This is a genomic window from Mesorhizobium sp. B3-1-7 (genome assembly GCF_006439385.1).
Lineage (GTDB): Bacteria > Pseudomonadota > Alphaproteobacteria > Rhizobiales > Rhizobiaceae > Mesorhizobium.
Genome location: NZ_VFTL01000027.1, coordinates 78664 through 100492 on the forward strand (window position 1 = coordinate 78664; position 21829 = coordinate 100492).

The window sequence follows — 21829 nt, forward strand, 5'->3', positions numbered from 1 at the left end:
TCGGCACTATTTTTAGTGTAGGCACCAGCCCCCGACGAAGGCGGCGATTGACGGCAACGGCAGCGCAACGAACGACGCAGGCCGAGACTTGGTGCCCCGCCAATCAGCGAGAAAGCTCGCCGCCGTCCACCACGATGTTGGACCCATTCACATACGAGCAGAGGCCCGAGCAGAGCGCGACGGCGACATAGGCGATCTCTTGCGGTTGCGCGAAGCGCCCCATCGGGATCGCCGCTTCATAGCTGGCGCGGATGGTTGCGGCATCGCTGCCAGTCTGCCGCGCAACGTTGGCGGTTGTCGCCGCCACCATCTCCGTGTCGACGCTGCCAGGCGAGATGGTGTTGACGCGTATGCCCCGTGGTGCGAGTTCTCCCACCAGCGCATCTGCCAGTCGCAGGACACCAGCCTTGGAAGCGCAGTAAGCACCCCACAAAGGCCATCCCTTCAGCCCATACTGCGACGCGATGAGGACGAGGTTGCCCCCGCGATGCAGATGCCGTGATCCCTCTCGAGCGACCAGGAACGCCCCTATCACGTTGACATCCAGTACACGGCGAAAGTCTGCGACCTGCATGTCGGCCAACGGGGCGACAACACCGATCGCCGCAGCGTGAACGATGTCGTCAATGGGACCTTCAGCAGCGATTTCCGCCAAAATTCGTTTTACGGACTCTTCGTCGGCAATATCACAGCCCCGAACCGTTTCGGACGCGTTGATGTCGAGGCGCACGACTGCGGCGCCGGCCTGGTCGAATGCGTCTGCGATGGCCTTGCCAATTCCGCGGGCCGCGCCCGTCACAACGGCGCGTCGGCCGGCAAGCAGCTGCGGCACCTGAAACGGGGCAGAAGAACTCTCCTGCGAGGGGTTGGCGAATGTCATGTGATGGCTCCGGCGAAAAAGGCGATTTTGGCTAACGGTGAGGCTATTTCACCGCGCGCTGCCGCAACAATGGTGCCGAAGGTCACTATTGATAGCATCATCTCGCCGACCCGCGTCCGAGATGGTGACCGTCGGCACCATTGTTGAGGTCTCAAAGCGTGAATTAGGGTCCTGCCAAGATCACGATTTGTCTCGCGGGAGCCATTGCCATGAAGCCAGATACCCTTCCCAAATGCTGCATTATCGGAGCAGGCTGCAGCGGAATTGTCACTGCCAAGGCACTCACGCAACGCGGCATTCCCTTCGACTGGTACGAGATGAGCGATCGGGTTGGCGGTCAGTGGGCATTCGAAAATCCGAATGGGAAGTCGGCGGCATACCGATCGCTGCACATCGATACCTCCAAGCTGCAGCTGGAGCTGGCGGACTTCCCGATGCCCGCAGATACTCCGCACTATCTGCACCACACGCAGGTGCTGGCCTACCTGAAGTCGTACATGGACCATTTCGGTCTGACCGCTAAGGTCAAACTCAATACCGAGGTCAAGAAGGCTGATCGTGATGCCAATGGGACCTGGCAGATTCGTTTGGGCGACGGCGAGACGCGCTCCTACGACGCATTGTTCGTGTGCAACGGACATCATTGGGATCCGCGTCTGCCCGAGCCCGCCTATCCAGGCAAGTTCGAGGGCATGCAGCTTCACTCGCATGGCTATCGCGACCCGTTCACGCCGGTGGATTTCACGGGCAAGAACGTCCTGGTCGTTGGCATGGGCAATTCGGCGATGGATATCGCCAACGAACTTTGCCCACGCCATATCACCAACAAGCTCTTTGTAAGCACCCGGCGCGGCGCGCATATCTTTCCGCGTTTCCTGCTCGGCAAGCCTGCCGACAAAGGCAAGCTCTATCCTTGGCTGCCGCTGTCGCTCCAGCGCTGGGTTGGCCGTCGGATCTTCCATTTCGCGGTCGGTCACATGGAAGATTTCGGGTTGCCTAAGCCTGACCACCGCGTGTTCGAAGCGCACGTTTCGGTGTCGGACACATTTCCAACGTTGGTTGCCTCGGGCGATATCGAAATTCGGCCCGGCATCAGAGAGCTCGACGGTGACAGCGTCGTCTTCGAAGATGGACGCCGTGAGAAGATCGACATCATCGTCTGGGCTACCGGCTACAAGGTCTCTTTTCCCTTCTTCGACCGGTCCTTGATCTCGGCGCCGGGCAATCGCCTGCCGTTGTTCAAGCGCGTGCTTAAACCCGGAATACCAAACCTGTTCTTTATCGCTCTGGCGCAACCGAGCATCACGCTCTTTGCGCTTGCAGATCGGCAGGCAAAGTGGATAGCGACATATCTTGCTGGCGACTATGCACTGCCCGACGTGGAAGAGCAGAAGCGCACCATTGTCGCCGATGAAAAGAAGCACATGAGCCGCTATTACGCGTCGGCGCGCCATACGATGCAGCTCGACCAGGACATCTATTTCTCGGAGCTCGAGGGCGAACTCAAGCGCGGACGCAAGCGCGCCCGTTCTCTTGGCTTCGGGCGCACCCGGCTGCCGGTTCCCAGGGTCGCCGATGTGGAGTTTCGGGCCGCAGCCGAGTGAGGAACGCCGTTAGGCGCCTGTCACCCGCAGGTGCTGGACGTAGGTGAGAAAGAGCTCGCGTTCGGTGGTGATATCGAGCTTCTGATAAAGGCGAAGCCGGTGGTTTTTGACGGTTCCACGCTTGACGCCCAGGCGATCCGCGATGCTGGCGATCGGATGGCCTTCGAGCGTCAACTCGACGATTTGGCGTTCGCGGTTGGTAAGAACGGATAGCCAGTCATTTGGATCGGCACGCGGTGCGTGCATGGCAGATACCTCGACTTGGTCGCATTGGCCACCAGGTGCTGCACCGAAATCGGCGCCCAGGGCCGATCGGACGACGAGCCGGCCATCAGGAAGCAATGCCTTGGTGTTGCCGGTGCTGGCGAGCTCAACCAATGCCTCCACCAGCCCGCCCCTTGGATCGGCGACCAGCCTGCGCCACGCGCTGTTTGCGGCGAGTTCGTCGCCGCGCCGGTCAAGGAGGCGCAGGGGCTTTTCGGTGGCATCTGCTGCCAGGCCATGACTGATGATGGCTTTCAAGTGGGCATCGTGCAGACCGGCCAGCGAGGGAAATGCATTCTCGATCGTTGCAAGCTCCGCGGCGCCGAATTCGCCGACGGCGCGATCGACCACGAGCGTCGGACTGGCGCCGCCGATCGGCGGCAAGAACACGGCAATCTCGTCACTGATGCTGGCCGCGCGCAGGAACTCAAGGGCATACCGGCTTTTCCACATTTCGGCGGGCGCCAGACGGCGCAACGAACACACCGCCGGCGAGCCAACGCTTCGCCAATAATCGTGAAACGGGTCGAGCGTATACAGACCAGATGCGTAGGGCGCGGCAACCTCGCTGCGGATTTCGCGTGGAATGATGAGGTCCGGCGCTCCGGAACTTGAATACCGCACCAAAGAAAACGCGTCGGCCTCGACCAAGGAGGCAATCACCTCGAGCAATCTGTCATAGAAGACATCATCGCCAATCGCGGCGCTCGCGCGTCCTATCGCAGTGGAAAATCCCAGTCCCGCCATGCCGTTTCGAACTTCAGACCGGATCTGGCCGGGGTTCGGAACGTAGTTTCTAACCGGAGAATGGACGTTCATTCCTCCTCCTTGGCCTTTTGGCCCAAAAATTGGTCATATGGCCAATTGTTGATCCTTTTGGACAAATATGTCAATGTGAACTCATGAGCCTGACAAAAATCAGTGACATCCGACGCCGCGAGCTGCGCCATGCAGCCTTTGAGGTTCTGCAAAGCGAGGGCATGGCGGGGGCTACAATCGAGAAAGTCGCCCAGAAGGCGGGCGCCTCGAAAGGCATCGTCCATCACTACTTCAAAACCAAGCAGGAGCTTTTCGAGCACACGATGCGCCATTCGAACTCGTTGCTGCGTGACGAGGTCATTCGGCTGATGCGTTTGGCGCGTAGCCCGGACGAGCGCCTGTGGGCGATCATCGCCGGCAATTTCAGTACAGCGTTTTTTACGCCGGGAATTTGCCATGCCTGGCTTGCACTCTGTTCCGAAGTGCCGCGCGAGCCGCAGCTGGCGCGCATTCAGCGCGTCGTCCACGCTCGTATGCATTCGAATTTGATGAGCGCCTTGTCTGGGCTGGTCCCAGCCGATCAATGCGAGGCCGTGGCGCTTGGAATAACCACAATCATCGACGGGCTGTGGCTCAGGCTCGGACTGCGGCCGGCAAAAATTTCTGCACTCGAAGCGCTGGAGCAGCTGAGCGACTATCTGGCTCACCGCATCCCTCACATAAGCTGGGAGGAGCATCTGTCGCGCACCGATCCCGGCCACCGGCCGGGTTGAGGGGATAGCGCATGGCGTCGCGGATGGTGACCGTTGGCACCATTGTTGGACAACGGATGGCTGCATAGGCTCTGACAGACCTGAACGTGAAGGAGCAATTCCATGGCCGCGCGGCTCGCTGACAAAGTAACCCTGATCACTGGGGCGGCGTCGGGGATCGGCAGGGAGACGGCCCGGCTTTTTGCACGTGAGGGATCCACCGTGTTCCTTGGCGATATCGATCGCCGGCGCGGCGAGGCCGCAGCTGCCGAGATCGGGGCGTCTGCGTCTTACGTCGAGCTCGACGTGACCAAGGAGAATTCCTGGTCAAGCGCGGTCGACGCGGTTCTGGAGCGGGCCGGCAGGCTCGATGTGTTGGTCAATTCCGCCGGGATCTGGAGTGACGGCGATTTCATCAGCTACTCGCTCGCTGAATGGCAACGCACGATGGATATCAACGCCACCGGGACTTTCCTGGGCTGCCGTGCCGCCGTGGCGGCGATGAAGGAAAAGAGCAACTCCGGATCGATCGTCAACATCGCCTCGATCTACGGCAACATTGCTTCTGATGACGCGGTTGCCTACGCCGCCAGCAAGGGCGCGGTGAGGATGTTGACCAAGGGCGTTGCGCTCTATTGCGCTGCCAACTCATTGGCTGTGCGCTGCAACTCGGTTCATCCCACCTATGTCGATTCAGAAATGCTTGCAAGCTTCGCACATGTGGTCGGCGGCCGCGAAGCGGCAGTGGCCGGGTTGAGTGGAGTGGTGCCGATGCGCAAGCTGCCGGTGCCATTGGACATCGCGGAGGCGGTCTTGTTCCTCGCGTCTGACGCTGCTCGGCTCGTGACGGGGGCTGAGCTGCCTGTCGATGGTGGGATGCTTGCCGGGATATTTGCACCTATCAGCGCTCCGCCGCGCCAACTTGGGGCTTAAGCCCTCCGGGACCCCGAGTTTGATGACAAGAACGAAAGACAATGGGAGAAAGAAATCATGATAGGTCGTAAAATTGCACTTTGGACAGTGCCACTTGCCGCAGGTCTCGCGATCGCTCCGACAGCGATGGCGAAGCCCTTGGGCGACACGAGTACATCGATTAAGATCGCTATCAACGAATGGACCGGCCAGAACCTGTCCGCGCACATCGCCGGCAAGTTGCTGGAAAAGCTTGGATACAAGGTGGAATATATCACTGCCGGCACGTTGCCTCAGTTCACCGGTATCGCAAGTGGCAGCCTCTCTGTGTCACCAGAGGTTTGGCCGAGCAACTTGGGTGATGTCTACCCGAAGGCCAAGGCGGAGGGAAAGCTCGAAGAAATCGGCGAGCTCGGTCTTGAAACCAAGGATGGGTGGCTGTTCACAGCCGACACCAAGACCGTCTGTCCGAAATTGCCCGATTGGACGGCGCTAAAAGAGCCCGCCTGCGTGCAGGCGCTTGCAACGCCGGAAACATTTCCGAACGGGCGGCTTCTCGACTACCCGGCCGATTGGGGATCGGTCAGCGGGCCTGAGCTGAAGAACGCCGAGATTCCGTTTACGCCGGTGCCCGCCGGTTCCGAGGGGGCGCTGGTTGCCGAGCTACAGGCAGCGGTTGCGGCCCACAAACCCTTACTCATGCGTTTCTGGGCGCCGCATTGGGTGTTGGCCGAAGTGCCGGTGGAATGGCTCAAAATGCCGCCCTGCGACCCGAACAACCTGGCCGAGTGCATCGTTGCGCCGCCGGTGATCAAGGTTGCGTGGGCTGGGTTTCGCGGAAAATGGCCAGCCGGCTATGAGCTGATGAAATCGCTGCAGATCCATGCCGATGACCAGCAAAAGATGATTTATGCCGTGGACAAGCAAGGCAAGAACCTCGATCAGGCCGTCGATGGCTGGATCGAGGAACACCAGAGCGACTGGCAGTCCTGGCTGAAGGCGGCTCAGAACTGAATTGAGCCCGGATCAATCGCGAGCGGTGGCGCCAAGTCCGGCTCGCCGCCCTTCTGGAACCAGCTGAAGAAAAGTTGGACATGACCAATCCTGTGGATGGATCAAGCGCCGCGCCGAGGGCACCCGCCAAGCTCAGGTCCAGAAGTCTCTGGAAGATCTATGGACCTCGGCCGGCGAAGGCCCTGGCCATGGCCCTATCCTCGACCGAGCCTCCTGCGTCGCTCAGGCGAAGGCTAGAATCTGCCGGCAATTTCCTGGCCCTGGCAGATGTCAGCTTTGACGTCCGGCAAGGGGAGATCTTCGTTGTCATGGGTCTTTCAGGCTCGGGCAAGTCGACGCTCGTGCGGTGCCTGTCGCGCCTCGTTGAGCCAACGCACGGCGAGGTATGGCTCGGTCAGGAAAACCTCCTCTTGGCCACCGAGCGTCGATTGGTTGACGTGCGCCGCAAAGTCATGGGGATGGTATTCCAATCCTTTGGCTTGCTTCCGCATCTCAATGCGCTCGACAATGTGATATTCCCGCTCAGAATGCAGGGAATGCCACTTTCTCAACGCCTGGAGACCGGCCGTGAAATGATCTCGCTTGTCGGCTTGCAGGGCCGCGAGCGCAGCATGCCACACGAGCTTTCCGGCGGACAGCAGCAGCGCGTGGGGATCGCACGCTCGCTTGCCGTCAATCCGGAGCTGTGGTTCCTCGACGAACCCTTCTCCGCGCTCGATCCCCTGATCCGGCGCCAGATGCAAGACGAGTTTCTGCGACTGCAACGCCTGCTCCAAAAGACGATCGTGTTCATCACCCATGACATTCAGGAGGCGTTTCGCCTGGCCGACCGCATCGCGATCATGCGCGAAGGCCGCATCATCCAGATCGGCACGCCGGCCGACATCATGCTTCACCCGGTGGATGCCTATGTGGCGAGCTTTACAGAGGAGGTTTCGCTGACCAAGGTGGTGACCGCCGGCTCGGTCATGGAAGCAATCCCACAGGGCTGGAATGGCGATGAGGGCGCGTACGAGATCGACGCCGCCGTGCCGATCGAGGCCCTGCTTCCGCAAAGCATCGCCGGCGCCCGAACGTTTGTGATCACGCGGGAAGGTGAGGGCCGGGTAGGTCTCTTGAATTCCGAGGTCATCGCAAAAGTATTGGCCAATGACACAATCAAGCGGGGAGCGGCGTGAGCGCTCAACAGGCAGTGTTTGCCCCGAACGAAAGCCTGCCAATAAAATCCAGGCAATTGTTCTGGCTCGCGGTTCTGGCCTTCATTGCGATCTGTGTCGCAATGCGATCCGCGATGCCGTGGCTCGTAGACTATCCCAGTGCCTGGTTGTTGCCGGTCGCTCCCCTCATCACCGGGATCTTCGGCTTCATCATACCCCTGCTAACCCCGATCTGCGCGGTGCTGGCCACCATTTTAGGCGCGGCTTTGAATGCCTGCAGCGCAGCGCTACAGTGGATGCCTTGGCCGGCAATGCTCCTCTTCTTCGCAGTGCTCGGCTGGTTGGCCCGGGGCTGGCCGTTGGCATTGTTCACGCCGGCAGCGCTGGGCTATGTCGTGCTGGCCGGCTATTGGGAACAGGGTATGAATACCCTGTCATTGGTCGTACTGGCAGTACCGCTCGCCGTCGGATTTGGTTTCCTGCTCGGCATTGCGGCCCACTCGTCCCGTTTTGTCCGCAGCGTCACCATGGTGGTGCTGGATCTGCTGCAGACGGTGCCAGCCTTCGCATTCCTGATCCCGCTCCTGCTGCTGTTCGGTTTCGGGCCAATCGTCGGTTTGATCGCCTGCCTTGTGTACGCGGTGGCCCCCATGGTCCATTGCACGATGCTCGGGCTAGAGCGCGTACCCCTTTCTCTTCTCGAGGCCGGCACCATGGCTGGCTGCACGCGCTGGCAACGCTTCTGGAATGTCATTTTGCCGACGGCAAAGCGAGAGATCCTGACAGGTGTCAATCAGACCACGATGGCGGCCTTCAGCATGGTCATCATGGCGGCCATCATTGGCGGTTTCAACGATGTCGGTTGGGAGGTGCTGAACGCCATGCGCAAGGCCGAATTCGGTCAAAGCTTGCTGTCAGGCCTCGTCGTTGCGGTTTTGGCGATGGTGGTGGACCGTATTACCTTCGGCATGGCCCAGCCGCAACGTAACAAAGCGCCGACGACGTGGCGCAAAATCCTGCGAACTCTAGCGATCCTGGCGCTACCTGTTTTTATCGCTGTCTTGTTGCATGCCTCGCCATCGGCCATGGCCTTCGCCGACCGGGCTCGTGGTGTGATGGACCCGTCAGGCCTGAATCGCTTCGTGATCGGGCTTGTCCACGACTTTTCCGCGCCGCTCGACGCATTGAAGGTCTTTGTCCTCTATCATTTCATGCTGCCACTGCGCATCGGTCTGGTCGGCGCTGTCACGCCCTTCACCTGGGGCTTTGCTTGGACGCCTGAGATCAATGCCGTCTATTGCGGTCTGACGCTAGCGCTGGCAGCCTGGCTATGGTTCAGGGGTCAATGGCAGATGGCGGTCGGCACGTTGATAGCCGCGACCTTTTTGTTACTCGGCTTCAACGGGTTTCCCTGGCCGGCCTTCATTGTTGTCGTGACATTCCTGGCGTTGTCGGTCAGTGGTACGCGCCTGGCCGCGCTCGCGGCTTTCGGTACTTGCTTCATTGTCGGCAGCGGTCTCTACCGCCCGCTCGGGCAGTCATTATATCTGTGCCTCCTGGCCGTGCTGATATGCATGTTCACGGGAGGGCTCCTCGGCGTTGCCGCAGCCAAGAGTGACAGGTTCTCGACTGTCTTGAAGCCCATCTGCGACGCGCTCCAGACCATGCCGCAGTTCATATTTTTGATCCCCGCTCTGATGTTTTTCCAGGTCGGCGAGCTTACCGGCCTGATTGCAATAGCATTGTACGCAATCGTGCCGCCAATTCGCTACGTGGAGTACGGGCTGAGAAGTGTCCCGGCGGATCTTGTCGAAACATCGCGCCAGATTGGCTGCACTGCTTGGCAGCGCTTGATCCATGTTGAGTTGCCGGTCGCCAAGCCGGTGGTCGTCCTCGGCGTGAACCAGACGATCATGGGGGCGCTGTCGATGCTGCCGGTGGCGGCGCTCGTCGGCACCAAGGATCTGGGACAGCAGGTTTATATCGCGTTGAGCAAAGCGGATCCCGGCCAAGGTCTGGTGGCAGGCCTGTCGATCGCTCTTGTCGCCATGATCTCGGACCGCATTATGCGAGCGACAGTCTCAACCGCCGGCGCTGCGCTGGATTAGCCGCTAGGCAAAAGCCTCGTGGGTCGACGTCATTAAGACATGCGCCACGACCGTTGAGGGTGACTGCGATCCAGGCTTTGCCAGGGTCGCGACGCATTCGCTGGAGGCTTGCAACAAGGCCTCGAGCATGGCGGCGGCGGATCGGTGGTGGCCGGCGGCAAAACGGTTGTGGATCTTTGGGGAGGTCATACTGATGCCGGCCCCGTTGCCGCCCATGGCTGCAAGACACGCTGATCAAGGTTTGTCGTCGACAAAAGGGGTGGTCGCACTGGCGATCGCAATGCTTGTGGAGCGTGGCGGACGGCTGGGTTGACAACCCGGCTCGGGAATTTAGCAACGGTCGGGCAGTTATCGACTGCTGGCAAAGGCGTGACGACCTTGCGGCTCATATCGGGACAATCTTCACAACCGGTCCGGGCACGGGCGCACCGGCGAAGGTTGGCGCGCTGCGGTGCTTGCATGGCTACGAGGCCGGCTTCCGGCTGCCATGCGGACCTACCAGCTTGTCCACAAGGTTTGTAAGCATGTCGAGTGCGGCCTTTCGCGAGGGGTCGGTTTTGGTCACCGCCATTCGCAGCCAGAAGCCATCCATCAGCATGCTGAGCACCTCCGCCGCCCTTTCAGCCTCGGCGTTGGGCAGAAGCTGCCTCAATTCATGCACCAGGTTGCTTCGCATGCGCGAATTCTGGATCTTCAACAGTCTTGCAAAGCGAGCCGAGAACGTGGCCTGCGCGCAATAGGAAATCCAATATTGAGCCCGGCCGGCGATATACATTCGCTGATCGACGTTGCCAGCAGCAATCTAAAGCGGGTGGCTGCGGCTTCATTCCTGTGATGAAAAGGGGCCGGAGCGAGACGATGGCCCCTCGGCTATCGCTTTAGCAAATCGCGATTGATGGTGATGGTAGGTGGCCTCCACCCGCCCGGCATATCCAAGGATGCCTCACGGAAACTTCGCTCGACGTCGGCGGTATAGGTGCCGTCGTTTTCGAAGCGGTCCCAGAGGATGAAGCCAGTGATGAACGCGATCACGATAAGGGGCCAGCGCATCGGAACCTCCCTCAAAGTCCCGAATGGCATTATCTGCCTGCGGTAGGACAAATACAAGCAGTTGCTAATATTCAGCCCGCGAAGGCGTGGACGGTGTTGAGGCCCAAGGTTGAAATAGCCACGATCTGGCATCTTTCCTGCATTGGACCCTTTCGAGAGCGGAAAGGGGTGACGAGATGCGGATACATACTCGGCCGAGCCGAAGGGCTGGCGCGTTGAAGTGCATATTTTCGGGGCCACTACCGATCGATAGTGTGCAGGTGGAAGAGGAAGACGTTGTTATAATCTCTGTGACTGCTGATGACATCTACACAAAGAAATCCAAGCAGCACTACGAGATAGCCCTGACAAGAGAGGAACTCAGACTGCTTGCCGCTGCCGCGCTCGAGCTGCCCCGAGATCGGGTGTCATGAACTGAGCCGCCTCAAAATAGGACGGGTGTGGGGGCGTGCGCCTGTGCCTGGCGGGTTTAATTTCAAGCCTTACGCTTCGGTGCCACATGGCTGGTGAAGAGCCGCACGGCACTGCGCTTGACCGTAATCCCGAGATCCTTGCCGCCGACCGTCACAGTATCCTCGTCGACTGACGCGCTTGCGCACGGTTGCCGTGATGGCGACTTCGTCGCCTACCTTGATGCTCTTTGCCATGCCAGCGATTCTGGGGCGCGGCACGGCGCCGTGAGGATTAATGCGCCCTAATGTTCGTTAGAGGGCCGCCGGCTGGCTTCTCCCTTCTGAAGCCGAGGGATTGCGAAACAAAATCGAAAGCTCCTGCTTTTTATCCGGAAGGAGTGCAACATGGAACCGAACGGATACGAGCGCGCGTTGCAAAGCGGCAGCTGGCCGAGAGGCTGGCAAAAGAGACCGGGATCACCGAGCAGCGGGCCGCTGAGCTAATACATCTGATTGGGACGGACTGGACCGCTTTGCTCCGCGAAGCGCAATTCCTGAAAAATCGGCATTGACAGTCCCCAGGCACTTGCGGATCTGGAACCGCCCGCTTGTCTCGATGTTATGCAACAGAAGGGACGTTGCAGCTTCCAAGGAGATGAGAACAATGAGGCAGATACTTTTAGCATCAGCGATAATGGCCATGTCCACGGGGCTAGGCTTGGCCCAGACCAACAGCACTACCACGAGTGGATCTTCTTCAAACACGACGACAATGCCCAGCGCTCAAGGCACCGACTCCACCACCACTAGCGGCACCAATTCCAATTCGGCAAAGGATTGTGCACCTGGCCAACAGACCGGCAGCGCAAAACAGGCGGCTCCGGGCCAGCAAGATACCAGCGCGAAATCAGCAGCCCCGGGCCAGATGAAAACAACCACCGAAGGGTGTTAGTCAACTCAAGCGAGCGGCGGCTTTTTCGTTTGATTTGTCTGCAACCAAATCCGCGCATCTGAGTCGGCAAGTGGTCGATCTCTACGGGGTGTAGCCGCTGACCACCCATCGCAGAAAAGCCGGTCGCTTACGCTTATTAGCTGCGACGGGCTTTCTGTTTGCAGATCACCCGGATTGGACGGCCCGCTTATTTATCCTGATGCGCGACTGTCACTGTCCTTTCGCTACAGCATCTGGCGCACCGCCCGCGCTGTCGGATGAAATCCGAAGTGGTCCCCAACGCCTCGGTGGTCTGGGCGGCATGCGCATGAGAGCTGAGACGCAGGGCTTCGGCAATGCACCTATCGCAAATGGCTCCCGGAAACCTGCACCGTGACGAAGTCGTTTGTCATCTGAGCAACGATCACGGCGGGCCGCCCCTCCCTTGCATTGCGCTAAGCATAAAGGCGCTTCCGCCTATGTCATCAAACGGGATGTGCGGGAGGGCAAATTTCAAACTGAGACTCTGGATCATGTCGGCTTGTCGACCAGTGGCGTCTTTCTCTTCGGCGGAACGTAGGTGGTCATCAGTCTGACCTTATCGGCGTTCACGTGACCGGCACGCCGAGATTGACTGTCACTTTGCCCTCATCGACGCGGGTGACATCGCCTATCAGCTCGATTGGCTGGCCGTGCTTCACCTTCGACGTCCTGTCCATTACCGAATGGGGAAAGTCGTAGCTGGGGTCGACACGCTAATCCGGTCTTCGGTCACATACGCCCGCGCAGCGTCGCTGTGATGGCGACTTCGTCGCCGATGTTGAAAGAGCCCTTCGCCATTCTGGCATTCTGGGGCGGCCGGCGTCTGTCAAGCAGTTGCTAATATATGTAACGCATATTGACAGTGGATAAGCTGACTGCGGCCGAAAAACGTGAGTTGCGAAAACCGCAAGCAATTGCGTCGACGCGGCGGCCCAATGCCCTCTATTTGCGTAGCTCCTGAGCCAAGGCGTTAAGCGCCTTGGTCATGACGGCGACGGCTTCAAGGTTGATTGCAATTTCGACATCCTCGCCGATCGTCTGCAGCGTTAAGACCCCGACCTTGGTTATGCCGTCGTCCATCATTGCGATAGAGACACCAGTTGGCATGTGAGGCGGCTTGTGCAGCGGTTTATGCAGCATCTCGGGCTCCTTTCGTCGCAATTGAGAGACAGTGAACGAAAAGAGAACAAAATGTCAAGGGATCCCTTGACCACACAGGATTGCGTTCCTCATTTCACTCCTATGCCTGAGCAACCCAAGAAGTGGCCGAGAGGTGCTCCCTGGACCTTGTCGCATGCCCACGACGCAGGGCGGGGATCCGCTGCGCCCGCTGCAACATCACGCGCTACTACAAGCCGATCGAGTTGCGAGAGGTCATCGGCAACGTCACGATCGACGAGGTGAGGGGCAAAGCCCGCTGTCAGAAGTGCGGCGGCCGCGAATGGATGAGCGCGCAGCTATTTCACGCGACCGGCGAGCCGGCCCACACGATCCGCTTTCGGCGGCTTGTCGAAATCCGGTGCGAGAAGCGGGTGATCTGGCGCGATGAGCAAAGGACAGCAGGAGCGGCCCGGCAGGCTGGCAGCTGCCAGCAAACGCCGGGCCTAGCCGATGGGTCTCGGGGGCGAGACACGGCACCGGCTAACGACAACCAGCGCGCTAATTCCCGCGCCGTCTGACTCTTGATCCTGGCACGGTTTCACACGGATTTTCGGCCAATCTGGCGAGCCGCCGATCTCTCAGCCACAGGGATTTCTTGCTTTCCCGTCTCTCATGGCGAGCATCAAAAGCGGCCGATTGGCCTTGCATCGATGCGATGGCATAGTCGGCTCTGTTGGTTCGATAGTCTTCCTTTTGGATGGTCATTGGTATTCCTCCCGCGCGGCTTTTCCCTCCTAAATGACGGCCAGAACCAATAGCCGCCAATGCATCGCAGGAGTCTACAAATTGAGGATTGTATTAAAATGATACACACCCGCGCGGAGCAGCAACGTTTCAGCGGGTGGCTGACGCGGGCGTAGCGGAACGGCGATTCCAGCTTCTAACAGTGTTCAATTCGTCGATGCAGACCGGGCCGGATGCGGTGCAGTCGCCCACGCAACGACGACGCGTACAATCACCGGCCCGAGCGCTTTTTTCCGGCGATCCCCCCTGGCTTGGCCCCAGGCTTGCGACCGAGTCCGCTCGCCTTCGCCAGTGCCGACCGCTGCGCGGCATAATTTGGCGCTACCATCGGATAGTAACAAGCCAGGGCCCCATTTCTCGCGGTACTCGTCGGGCGTCAGGCCGTGCAACGCAAGATGCCGCTTCAGCGATTTGAACTTCTTCCCGTCCTCGAGGCAGATGATGTAGTCGGGGAGCACCGATCGCTTCGGATTGACCGTGGGCGCCAACGCAGGTTGCTCTGGTGCCTTGGCTGGCGAATGCCGGACAGCGAGGTATCGAGAAAAGCAATGAGGTCGGGCAGCCCCGATACGGGGAGGGGATTGTTGCCGACATATGCGGAGACGATGTCTGCGGTTAAGTTGATTAGCTCGTTGTTTGGGTCTGGTCGGCCAAGTCGTTTTCTATCCTGCTAGTCACCGGGCGGCCAATCGGAAGCTTCGCCGCACAATCAGAGATACCTGGCCGGGTTGCCTTCGAGGAACAGAACATGACGGCGCGCGCCCCAGGCAAAGCAGATGGCCCAACTCAACCAATCCTCTAATGCCGAAGGTTCTTCCAATCTGAGCGACAGCGATCCCGCCGCCTGATCAGCTACTTTGTGCTCATTTTGGAGCGGAGCGATTTGGCTGACTAGCAACCCAAGCTGGTCGAGCGGCGTATGCGATTTACATTATCTGAAGCCTTTCGCCGTAGCCGCGAGCGGATTCAGAAGACGCCTTGAACTCCGGCCGCTACTTCAGCCCATGACTCTAATAGCTTGCAACTTCATGGAACAATATCTTCCTCTGCGGGTAAGGTCTCCATGTCATCGGGTCGTTGTCTATGCGGGTCTGTGCGTTACGAAATAGCGGGCGAGCTTGCACTCCCTATAGCCTGTCACTGCACCCAATGCGCCCGCACAAGCGGCAACTTCGCGGCTATGGCGGCCTGTCGCTCGGAGGATCTCCGACTGCAAGCGTCGTCGACTCTCAGTTGGTACCGGTCGTCAGATGACGTCGAGCGGGGCTTCTGCTCGCGCTGCGGTGGTAATCTATTCTGGAAGGCGGCTCCGGGCATCCAAACCTTCGTCGCTGCTGGAACCCTTGACCGACCGACCGGCCTGCGCCTTGCCAAGCATATTTTCGTCGGCTCGAAGTCCGATTTCTACGATCTAACCGACGGCCTCCCGCAGGAGCAGGATGGCTAGGTTCAGCCGGCAGGCGCTCGAATGGGGGCGCCTCAAACGGCCGCCGTCGGTTGCCAGTTTTTTTGGCCTGCACGCTTCGGCTGCCAGCTACAATTCGTCGCTTATGGCAAGTGAGGCGCCTCACCATCGATGATCAGCCGCCGATGCTCCGAGAAAGAGTGCCAGACCACCTGCCGCGCGTCCCGCTCATCCACCATCTGACCGCACCGGGGGCAGCGGTAGAAATACTCACTTTCGTGCTCGCAAATCCTTCCGTTGAGGTGAGCTTCGAATGGGCCGAGCTCCGAAAGCTTCGTCATGTCGCCTTGTCCATCAGAGGCGTCTTCCGCTTCGGCGGGACGTTGCGCATGACCAGCCTTACCGTATCGGCGCTGACCGTAACGGGAATGCCCAGGTTGACCGTGACCTTCGCTTCGTCGACATGGGTGACGTCGCCGGTCAGTTCGATCTCCTGGCCATGCGTGATCTTTGTCGTTCGGTCGATAGTCGAGTGGGGAAAGTCGTATGAGAGGATCGTCACGCTGACGCGATCTCCGTCACGCGACCCCGCACCTTAGCGGTGATGGCGACCTCGTCGCCGACTTTGATGCTGCCCTTCGCCATAAAGGGAGTCTGGAGCGGGCAGCGGTTTAGTCAAGCAATTGCTAATGGAACGTTCAATCAGCCACCAAGTTGGGTGAATGCCGGGCGTGGAATCGTCCGCGCCGCTTTGTTGGGAGGTCTCCGGCCGCGCCCGCGCCGCGAGAGGCGTTGGAGAACTCGAGCCGAGAGTCTCGGCCACTTTGGATGAGTAGCGCTATGCCCCGTATGGTTGGTCGGCGATCCACAGCAACTGCAGGCGATCGAGGCGGGTGCTGCGTTCCGTTCGATCCACGAACGTCACTGCGGCGTCGAAATCGGCCAGGTGCGCAAGCAGCGCGAGGACTGGCAGCGTGGTGCCACCTGCGATTTGGCAACCGGCAGGATCGGCGCAGCGATCGACGCCTATGAGGCGCAAGGCATGGTCCATCAGGCGGCGACTCGGGACGACGCGCGCAGCGGTCTGGTCGAACGCTGGGATCGCGACAGGCAGACGCAGCCTGAGGCAAGCCGGATCATTCTCACCCACACAAACGACGAGGTGCGCGCGCTCAACCAGGCAGCACGCGAGCGCATGCGCGCTGCAGGCGATCTCGACGAAGATATTTCAAGTGGAAGTGGAACGCGGCGCGAGAGCTTTCGCCAGCGGCGACCGCATCATGTTCCTGCGAGAGGAAAATCAATAACCATGCAAAGGGAAGACAATCGAACGAACAGAGCCCATTTTCCCATGCATTGCTCGCCAAGAGACGTGGGAAAGAAATCCCCGTGAGTAAGAGACGTCGCCGCCATCAGGACGATGGGCGGCAAGGGTCCGATCGGAATCAAACTTGGCGCTGGTGATCTGACCGGGACTGTCTTGCCTGGCCAATACCAAACGCAACGCTTCCCGGCTGTGAGCCCTTGGGTGGACGTGAACGAAGAGCTGGAGATTTGGACGCCGGATGAACGGCGCGCGCTCCTGCTGCGATTCTGAAATGCTCTGCTGGAAGCCTCCGGTCGGCCGCCTGCGCGCTCCATTACAGAGTTCGAGCGAGCAGCTGCGGTAGCGCCGCTTTCGAAATAGGCGATGCATGATTAACGCTTCTGGGGCTAAGCCAACGTCAGCAGTTCGATGCCGGACTGACCGGTTCCCAGTCGAAAGACCGACGGGTCAGCAACCCACCGAGCGCGTTGAAGCGGCCGTCCGCGCTACGTCGGATAGGCGCTCAAGTTCTTGCCGCATTCAACGCGGCTCGCCCTCGGCTAGCATCATCGAAATGAGAATGGCCCATATGAGTTTCCGCTGCCTTGATCGGCCAGACGAGGAGCGGTGTCGGCAGCACCATGGCTTGGGCCCGCAAGCCGTCTGGCGGTTGCGGACGCGAGGCGCAAAACGGCAGGCCTTCGAACTGGCCTGCCGAGATTGGCAACTGGCGGCCAACCCCGTCCGCTTCGAGCTTGGGAACTGGAATACGAGTTTGCCGGCGTCAGCCGCATTGAGAGCGCTCGCTGCGCTTGAAGCGCCCCTATATAATCCCCGCCGCCGCGTCACCTTGGGCGAATACAGCTTGAGAACGAAAAGAATATTCGCCACTTCTTGTGCGAAGGTGGAATAGCGCACAATGCCGTTTAACGAAGACCGCCTTGTCCTGAATCTGACCGACAGCGAACTGGAAGATTTAATCAAAAAGTGGTTCGCACGCCTCGAAAGCAGCTATATCGGATTTGAGCGTCCCACGCGATCAGCGGACATGGGTCGCGCCGCCGTCGGATTCCTGTCCAACAACGCTACGACGGCGAATGGCACAATTATCAGTGTAAGCACCTGAAATCGCCCTTGGGCAAGGCGGAGTTCGTCACCGAGTTCGGGAAATTTTCTACCATGCGGGCCAGGGCGAATTCACGCTGCCCACCAGCTACATTTTCGTCTGCCCCAACTCGGCGGTTCGCGATGTGAAAAAGGTGATTGACCGGCCGTCGTTCATCGCCGACTTCCTGATCGACAATTGGGCCGACTATTGCATCGCGCCGTCGACAGGACGATGACGCTGTTGAAGTAGGCGTTCTATTTCCCGTATCGCTGCTCCAGCGCTTCGGCAATGTGTTCGCAAAGCAACTCCCCGGTGACGATGTTGACGTGGAGACGGATGCGTGCGCCCTGCGGATCGACCATCGTGATCACCGCGCCGCGGTCGGAGTATTCGAACGTATCCAGAACCTTGTGAATGACGAAGTCAGCTACGTTGGGCAGCGAGCCGGCGCGATCTTCCACGGCCTTTCTCCATCCCGAAATCAGCGGATCATCCCTTTGGTCGGCAGTCGTGTGCCTAGAAGGTCTCCGACAGCTGCCCGATCGTTAAATATGTAGCGGCTTGTACTAGCGTCCAGAAGAATATTAACGCTCCGCAGCATCCGTTGCGCATGTCCTTGGAGCGGGCGGCTTCTCGGCAAAAGCCAAGCCGGGAACCGGATCTTTGACTGGCTGCTTTCCGCATAGGTCTGGATAAGCGTCAGGTCGCGGTGCCGTGCAAGCGTGCTGCGACGGCTCGAAAAATAGCGGCATCATCGAGTCGCCGGATTTGCTGGTCCGGCGCCCGCGAACGCCTTCCAGCATAACACCTGCCGTTAATGGCCGGGTGAATTGTGCAGCCCGTTGGAACCTCTTGTGAAATCGAGTGTTAAGCTGCGTTTAGGGGAATTCAATCTTTCATGGAACAACGAGCTTTGCCCTCCAGCATTTCTGGCGCGAAATCCTTCGCCGATGAAAGGGACGTCGAAGGGCCCCGTGCGGTCCTGCTCCCCGGCAGCGATATGGAAGATTTCTTCGAGAATGCAGCCGTGGCTCTCCACCTGGTCGCGAATGATGGCACGATTTTGCGCGCCAATAGAGCCGAACTGGACTTGCTCGGCTATGCCGCGGAGGAATACATCGGCCGGAACATCCGCGAATTCCACGCCGATCCCGCCGCGATCGAAGACATTTTGCACCGCCTTTCTCGGCATGAGCAGCTTCGACATTATCGTGCGAGGTTGCGCGCCAAAGAAGGCTCCATGCGTTGGGTCGAGATAACATCGAATGTGCGTTCGGTTGGTGGTCAGTTCCTCAATACGCGCTGCATCACCATCGACGTGACTGAGAAGGTCGAAGCGGAAGAGTTGTTGCGCGAACAGGAGCAGAGGCTTGCCCTGACCTATCACAGCGCTGGTGTGGGAATCGTGGAAGCTGACGCCGAAGGCCGGCTGCTGCGGGTGAACGGACATTTGTGCCGTCTTTTGGCCTGTACGCAGGAGGACCTTGTTGGCCGATCTATTTTCGATCGGACCTTTCCTCCCGACGTCGAGGCGGATCGCATGAAATATCGCCAACAGGTCGCTGGCGAGATCAAAAGCTACACGATCGAGAAGCGGTTCGTGCGCAAGGACGGGTCGCTTTTCTGGGCTGTCGTGACGTCTTCCAGCGTCTACGACGGCAGTGGGCGGTTTCACTACGCGGTACGGGTGCAGCACGATATCACCGAGCGGAAAGAGATTGAGGCGACGCTCGCCCAAAGGGCCGAGGAGCAGGCTGCGCTGCATCAATTAACGGAAATGCTACAGCACGCCCGTACCCGCGAAGACGTCTACGAGGCGGCGCTCGACGCGATCCAGCGCGGGCTAAGATGTCAGCGTGCTTCTGTTCTGCTCTTGGAAGGCGGGATCATGAAGTTTGTCGCCTGGCGGGGCTTGTCGAAGGCATATCGAGGCGCCGTGGAAGGCCATTCGCCCTGGTCCGCGGCAGACCGCGATCCGCAGCCGATTTGCATGCGCGATGTGGAACAGGCCGAACTCCCCGACGGCTTGAGACAGGCAATCCGAACAGAAGGCATCGACGCGGTCTGCTTCATTCCGATAACCGAAGGTGGGCGTCTGTTGGGCAAGTTCATGGCCTATTTCGACGAGCCGCACGAATGCTCGGCCGAAGAGGTTGAAGTCGCCCGGACAATTGCACGCCAGCTCGGCTTTGGCATTGAGCGTGTCAAGACACAGAATGCGACCCGGCAATTGGCGGCAATCGTGGAGTCGTCCCATGACGCCATCGTAAGCAAGGATCTCAGAGGCGTCGTCTCGACCTGGAATCGCGGCGCCGAGCGGTTGTTCGGCTATACGGCCGCGGAGATGGTCGGTAAGCCCATCACCACTATCATTCCCGAGGGTCGGCAGCACGAGGAGCCGCTGATATTAGGCCGCATCCGCAACGGCGAACTCGTCGATCATTTCGAAACGGTTCGCCGCCGCAAAGACGGAACGCTGGTAGATATCTCTCTCACAATATCGCCGGTGCGGGATGCGTCAGGCCATATCGTCGGAGCATCCAAAATCGCCCGGAACATAACCGACAAAAAGGTAGCGGAAGCGAAGATACAAGACAGCGAGCGCCACCTTCAAGACCTGCTCGCGGCCATTCCTGCCGCGATCTACACCACGGATGGCGACGGTAAGATCACCTACTTCAATGAAGCGGCGGTGCAACTTGCCGGCCGAACGCCCGTCATTGGCACCGACGAATGGTGCGTGACATGGAAGCTCTACTGGCCGGATGGAACGCCGCTCCCCCACGATCAGTGTCCCATGGCCATCTCACTGCGCGAAGGGCGGCCCCTCCGGGGATATGAAGCGGTGGCCGAGCGGCCGGATGGTACCCGGGTTCCATTCATTCCCTATCCCACACCGATGCGCGATGCCGCGGGAAACATCACCGGCGCCATAAACATGCTGGTCGATGTGAGCGAGCGTAAGCAGGCAGAAAGCCAGCAACGGATCTTGCTCGACGAGCTCAATCATCGCGTGAAGAACAACATGATGATGCTGAAGTCCCTGCTTTCCATGGCGGCAAGGACCAGCAAGAGTTCGGAGGCTCAAACCGTTCTGCATGAGGCCAGCAAGCGGGTGGCCGCCATGGCTGCCGCTCAGCGGGTCCTCTATGACACGCCCGATGCCATCAACTTCGGTGCCGAACCTTTCCTGGGAGCTGTTTGCGAGACAGCAAAACAGATGTTTCCCGCAGCCGTTCAATTGGTCTGCGAGGCAGATCCGATCCAACTGCCGAACGACGTTGCGATGCCGCTGGCGCTTATTATCAACGAGCTTTTGATCAATGCCGTGAAGTATGGCTTGCCCGGAAATGAGCATGGAACTATTCGCGTTTCCATCAGACAGAACGGCCGGGCGATTAGCCTTGTGGTAGAGGATGAGGGCCCGGGCTTCGAACTGAGTTCGGTACGCTCGTCGTCGTCCGGCCTGCGACTTGTCGAAGGCCTGGTGCGACAGATCGGCGCGACGTTCGAAGTCAGCCGGAGCCCGTCCAGATGCACCATTATTTTTTCTCAGATGCCTCAGGAGATTGGCCTTGCGACCAAAAGCAGCGATACCTGAGTTGAGCCGTGCGGGGGACATCAATCGGCCCTTCAAGCCGCAGGTAGTCTTCTCCCGAGATGATGTGAGCGGAGGACACCCCGAAACCGCTCTGAACCAGCCGATTCTGATCGTCGAAGACGACTACCTGATCGCGCTGGATGTAGAGGCGGGACTGCTGGCCGAAGGCTTCTCGCTGGCGGGCCTCGCGACCAGCGCCGATGAGGCGATAAGTATGGCGCTCTCGACCAAGCCGGTGCTTGCCCTGATGGATATCCGCTTGCTCGGCAAGCGGGACGGCATCGACGCGGCCGTGGAATTGTACCGCGAGTTGGGCATACGGTGCGTCTTTACGACGGCCCATAGCGATCGCGACGTGCGGCTTCGAGCCGAAGCGGCCAGACCGCTGGGCTGGGTGCAGAAACCCTATTCGATAGCGACGCTAGTCGCAGCCATTCGAAATGCTCTTCAGGAGCTCGAGAAGGAGAGCTGAACGCGCGGGGAGGGTCATTTAAGCAGTCGGACGCGCCGAGCGCCACGTCAGTGCTTGATTTTGGGTGTGATTTGAACCTATGGACCAGGTCTAGGAAGTGTGGACTCTTGGGATTCCCCAGAGTGAGCAAATCAGATTCAAGGCTGTCTTTTGGAGGCAGCCATGGG

General features: G+C 59.5%; 17 protein-coding genes and 2 pseudogenes. 11 read left to right on the forward strand and 8 right to left on the reverse strand.

The genetic code is table 11. The features are described from left to right. Positions 1 to 103 precede the first annotated feature (103 nt). The gene (locus tag FJ417_RS22060) at positions 104 to 880 is read right to left on the reverse strand and encodes an SDR family NAD(P)-dependent oxidoreductase (protein WP_140784899.1); all 777 of its coding nucleotides are present in this window, start codon (positions 878 to 880) and stop codon (positions 104 to 106) included. Between the two features lie 209 nt (positions 881 to 1089). On the opposite strand from FJ417_RS22060, the gene FJ417_RS22065 reads away from it, so the two are divergent. After that, the gene (locus FJ417_RS22065) at positions 1090 to 2484 is read left to right on the forward strand and encodes an NAD(P)-binding domain-containing protein (protein WP_140784900.1); all 1395 of its coding nucleotides are present in this window, start codon (positions 1090 to 1092) and stop codon (positions 2482 to 2484) included. A gap of 9 nt (positions 2485 to 2493) precedes the next feature. On the opposite strand, the gene FJ417_RS22070 is transcribed toward FJ417_RS22065, so the two are convergent. Continuing rightward, positions 2494 to 3567: a helix-turn-helix transcriptional regulator gene (locus tag FJ417_RS22070; protein ID WP_246687513.1), complete on the reverse strand. Its 1074-nt coding sequence runs from the start codon at positions 3565 to 3567 to the stop codon at positions 2494 to 2496. Positions 3568 to 3650: 83 nt separating this feature from the next. Between FJ417_RS22070 and betI the strand changes: the two genes are divergently transcribed. The 5 genes from betI to FJ417_RS22095 all read left to right on the forward strand — a co-directional run bounded on the left by betI (position 3651) and on the right by FJ417_RS22095 (position 9450). Then, positions 3651 to 4280 carry a transcriptional regulator BetI gene (gene betI, locus FJ417_RS22075; protein ID WP_140708161.1) on the forward strand — a complete coding sequence of 210 codons (630 nt, stop codon included), beginning with the start codon at positions 3651 to 3653 and terminating at the stop codon, positions 4278 to 4280. Positions 4281 to 4382: 102 nt separating this feature from the next. Continuing rightward, positions 4383 to 5192, forward strand: coding sequence for an SDR family oxidoreductase (locus FJ417_RS22080; protein WP_140784901.1), 810 nt, complete (start codon positions 4383 to 4385; stop codon positions 5190 to 5192). Positions 5193 to 5249: 57 nt separating this feature from the next. Beyond that, positions 5250 to 6185 carry an ABC transporter substrate-binding protein gene (locus FJ417_RS22085; RefSeq protein WP_246687514.1) on the forward strand — a complete coding sequence of 312 codons (936 nt, stop codon included), beginning with the start codon at positions 5250 to 5252 and terminating at the stop codon, positions 6183 to 6185. An 80-nt stretch (positions 6186 to 6265) separates the two neighbouring features. Then, the gene (locus FJ417_RS22090; protein ID WP_140784902.1) at positions 6266 to 7363 is read left to right on the forward strand and encodes an ATP-binding cassette domain-containing protein; all 1098 of its coding nucleotides are present in this window, start codon (positions 6266 to 6268) and stop codon (positions 7361 to 7363) included. Beyond that, on the forward strand, positions 7360 to 9450 hold the full coding sequence (locus FJ417_RS22095; RefSeq protein WP_140708155.1) for an ABC transporter permease subunit: 2091 nt from the start codon (positions 7360 to 7362) through the stop codon (positions 9448 to 9450). Before FJ417_RS22090 ends, FJ417_RS22095 begins: the two co-directional genes overlap by 4 nt. 463 nt (positions 9451 to 9913) lie before the next feature. Here the strand turns inward: FJ417_RS22095 and FJ417_RS22105 are convergent, their stop codons facing one another. The 4 genes and pseudogenes from FJ417_RS22105 to FJ417_RS22135 form a co-directional block, all read right to left on the reverse strand. After that, the gene (locus FJ417_RS22105; protein ID WP_140784903.1) at positions 9914 to 10225 is read right to left on the reverse strand and encodes a TetR family transcriptional regulator C-terminal domain-containing protein; all 312 of its coding nucleotides are present in this window, start codon (positions 10223 to 10225) and stop codon (positions 9914 to 9916) included. Between the two features lie 95 nt (positions 10226 to 10320). After that, positions 10321 to 10500 (reverse strand): hypothetical protein, encoded by a 180-nt coding sequence (locus FJ417_RS22110; RefSeq protein WP_140648186.1) that lies wholly within the window; start codon positions 10498 to 10500, stop codon positions 10321 to 10323. Between the two features lie 2307 nt (positions 10501 to 12807). After that, positions 12808 to 13005 carry a hypothetical protein gene (locus FJ417_RS22125; protein ID WP_140784904.1) on the reverse strand — a complete coding sequence of 66 codons (198 nt, stop codon included), beginning with the start codon at positions 13003 to 13005 and terminating at the stop codon, positions 12808 to 12810. Positions 13006 to 13981: 976 nt separating this feature from the next. Beyond that, positions 13982 to 14395 (reverse strand): annotated as a pseudogene (locus tag FJ417_RS22135) (MucR family transcriptional regulator). 438 nt (positions 14396 to 14833) lie between these two features. On the opposite strand from FJ417_RS22135, the gene FJ417_RS22140 reads away from it, so the two are divergent. Further along, the gene (locus FJ417_RS22140) at positions 14834 to 15217 is read left to right on the forward strand and encodes a GFA family protein (protein WP_140784906.1); all 384 of its coding nucleotides are present in this window, start codon (positions 14834 to 14836) and stop codon (positions 15215 to 15217) included. Between the two features lie 295 nt (positions 15218 to 15512). Here the strand turns inward: FJ417_RS22140 and FJ417_RS22145 are convergent, their stop codons facing one another. Next, positions 15513 to 15737, reverse strand: coding sequence for a hypothetical protein (locus tag FJ417_RS22145; RefSeq protein WP_348639949.1), 225 nt, complete (start codon positions 15735 to 15737; stop codon positions 15513 to 15515). Positions 15738 to 16028: 291 nt separating this feature from the next. Here FJ417_RS22145 and FJ417_RS22150 point away from each other — a divergent pair. Further along, a pseudogene (locus FJ417_RS22150) lies at positions 16029 to 16467 on the forward strand (AAA family ATPase); the annotation flags it as partial. Between the two features lie 933 nt (positions 16468 to 17400). After that, the gene (locus tag FJ417_RS22155; protein WP_140784907.1) at positions 17401 to 17607 is read left to right on the forward strand and encodes a hypothetical protein; all 207 of its coding nucleotides are present in this window, start codon (positions 17401 to 17403) and stop codon (positions 17605 to 17607) included. 236 nt (positions 17608 to 17843) lie between these two features. Here the strand turns inward: FJ417_RS22155 and FJ417_RS22160 are convergent, their stop codons facing one another. Continuing rightward, positions 17844 to 18050: a hypothetical protein gene (locus tag FJ417_RS22160; RefSeq protein WP_140646433.1), complete on the reverse strand. Its 207-nt coding sequence runs from the start codon at positions 18048 to 18050 to the stop codon at positions 17844 to 17846. Positions 18051 to 18487: 437 nt separating this feature from the next. On the opposite strand from FJ417_RS22160, the gene FJ417_RS33620 reads away from it, so the two are divergent. Both FJ417_RS33620 and FJ417_RS22185 read left to right on the forward strand, forming a co-directional pair. Next, complete coding sequence (locus tag FJ417_RS33620) at positions 18488 to 21190, forward strand: PAS domain S-box protein (protein WP_246672472.1); 2703 nt, start codon at positions 18488 to 18490, stop codon at positions 21188 to 21190. Then, positions 21165 to 21662: a response regulator gene (locus tag FJ417_RS22185; RefSeq protein ID WP_226892151.1), complete on the forward strand. Its 498-nt coding sequence runs from the start codon at positions 21165 to 21167 to the stop codon at positions 21660 to 21662. Before FJ417_RS33620 ends, FJ417_RS22185 begins: the two co-directional genes overlap by 26 nt. Positions 21663 to 21829 lie beyond the last annotated feature (167 nt).

Excerpts from the sequence above, each read along its gene's own strand:
- FJ417_RS22060 (WP_140784899.1), bottom strand. The coding sequence starts at position 880 with ATGACATTCGCCAACCCCTCGCAGGAGAGTTCTTCTGCCCCGTTTCAG.
- FJ417_RS22080 (WP_140784901.1), top strand. The coding sequence starts at position 4,383 with ATGGCCGCGCGGCTCGCTGACAAAGTAACCCTGATCACTGGGGCGGCG.
- FJ417_RS22155 (WP_140784907.1), top strand. The coding sequence starts at position 17,401 with ATGCCGTTTAACGAAGACCGCCTTGTCCTGAATCTGACCGACAGCGAA.
- FJ417_RS22140 (WP_140784906.1), top strand. The coding sequence starts at position 14,834 with ATGTCATCGGGTCGTTGTCTATGCGGGTCTGTGCGTTACGAAATAGCG.
- FJ417_RS22070 (WP_246687513.1), bottom strand. The coding sequence starts at position 3,567 with ATGAACGTCCATTCTCCGGTTAGAAACTACGTTCCGAACCCCGGCCAG.
- FJ417_RS22085 (WP_246687514.1), top strand. The coding sequence starts at position 5,250 with ATGATAGGTCGTAAAATTGCACTTTGGACAGTGCCACTTGCCGCAGGT.
- FJ417_RS22125 (WP_140784904.1), bottom strand. The coding sequence starts at position 13,005 with ATGCTGCATAAACCGCTGCACAAGCCGCCTCACATGCCAACTGGTGTC.
- FJ417_RS33620 (WP_246672472.1), top strand. The coding sequence starts at position 18,488 with ATGGAACAACGAGCTTTGCCCTCCAGCATTTCTGGCGCGAAATCCTTC.
- FJ417_RS22065 (WP_140784900.1), top strand. The coding sequence starts at position 1,090 with ATGAAGCCAGATACCCTTCCCAAATGCTGCATTATCGGAGCAGGCTGC.
- FJ417_RS22105 (WP_140784903.1), bottom strand. The coding sequence starts at position 10,225 with ATGTATATCGCCGGCCGGGCTCAATATTGGATTTCCTATTGCGCGCAG.
- FJ417_RS22110 (WP_140648186.1), bottom strand. The coding sequence starts at position 10,500 with ATGCGCTGGCCCCTTATCGTGATCGCGTTCATCACTGGCTTCATCCTC.
- FJ417_RS22090 (WP_140784902.1), top strand. The coding sequence starts at position 6,266 with ATGACCAATCCTGTGGATGGATCAAGCGCCGCGCCGAGGGCACCCGCC.
- betI (WP_140708161.1), top strand. The coding sequence starts at position 3,651 with ATGAGCCTGACAAAAATCAGTGACATCCGACGCCGCGAGCTGCGCCAT.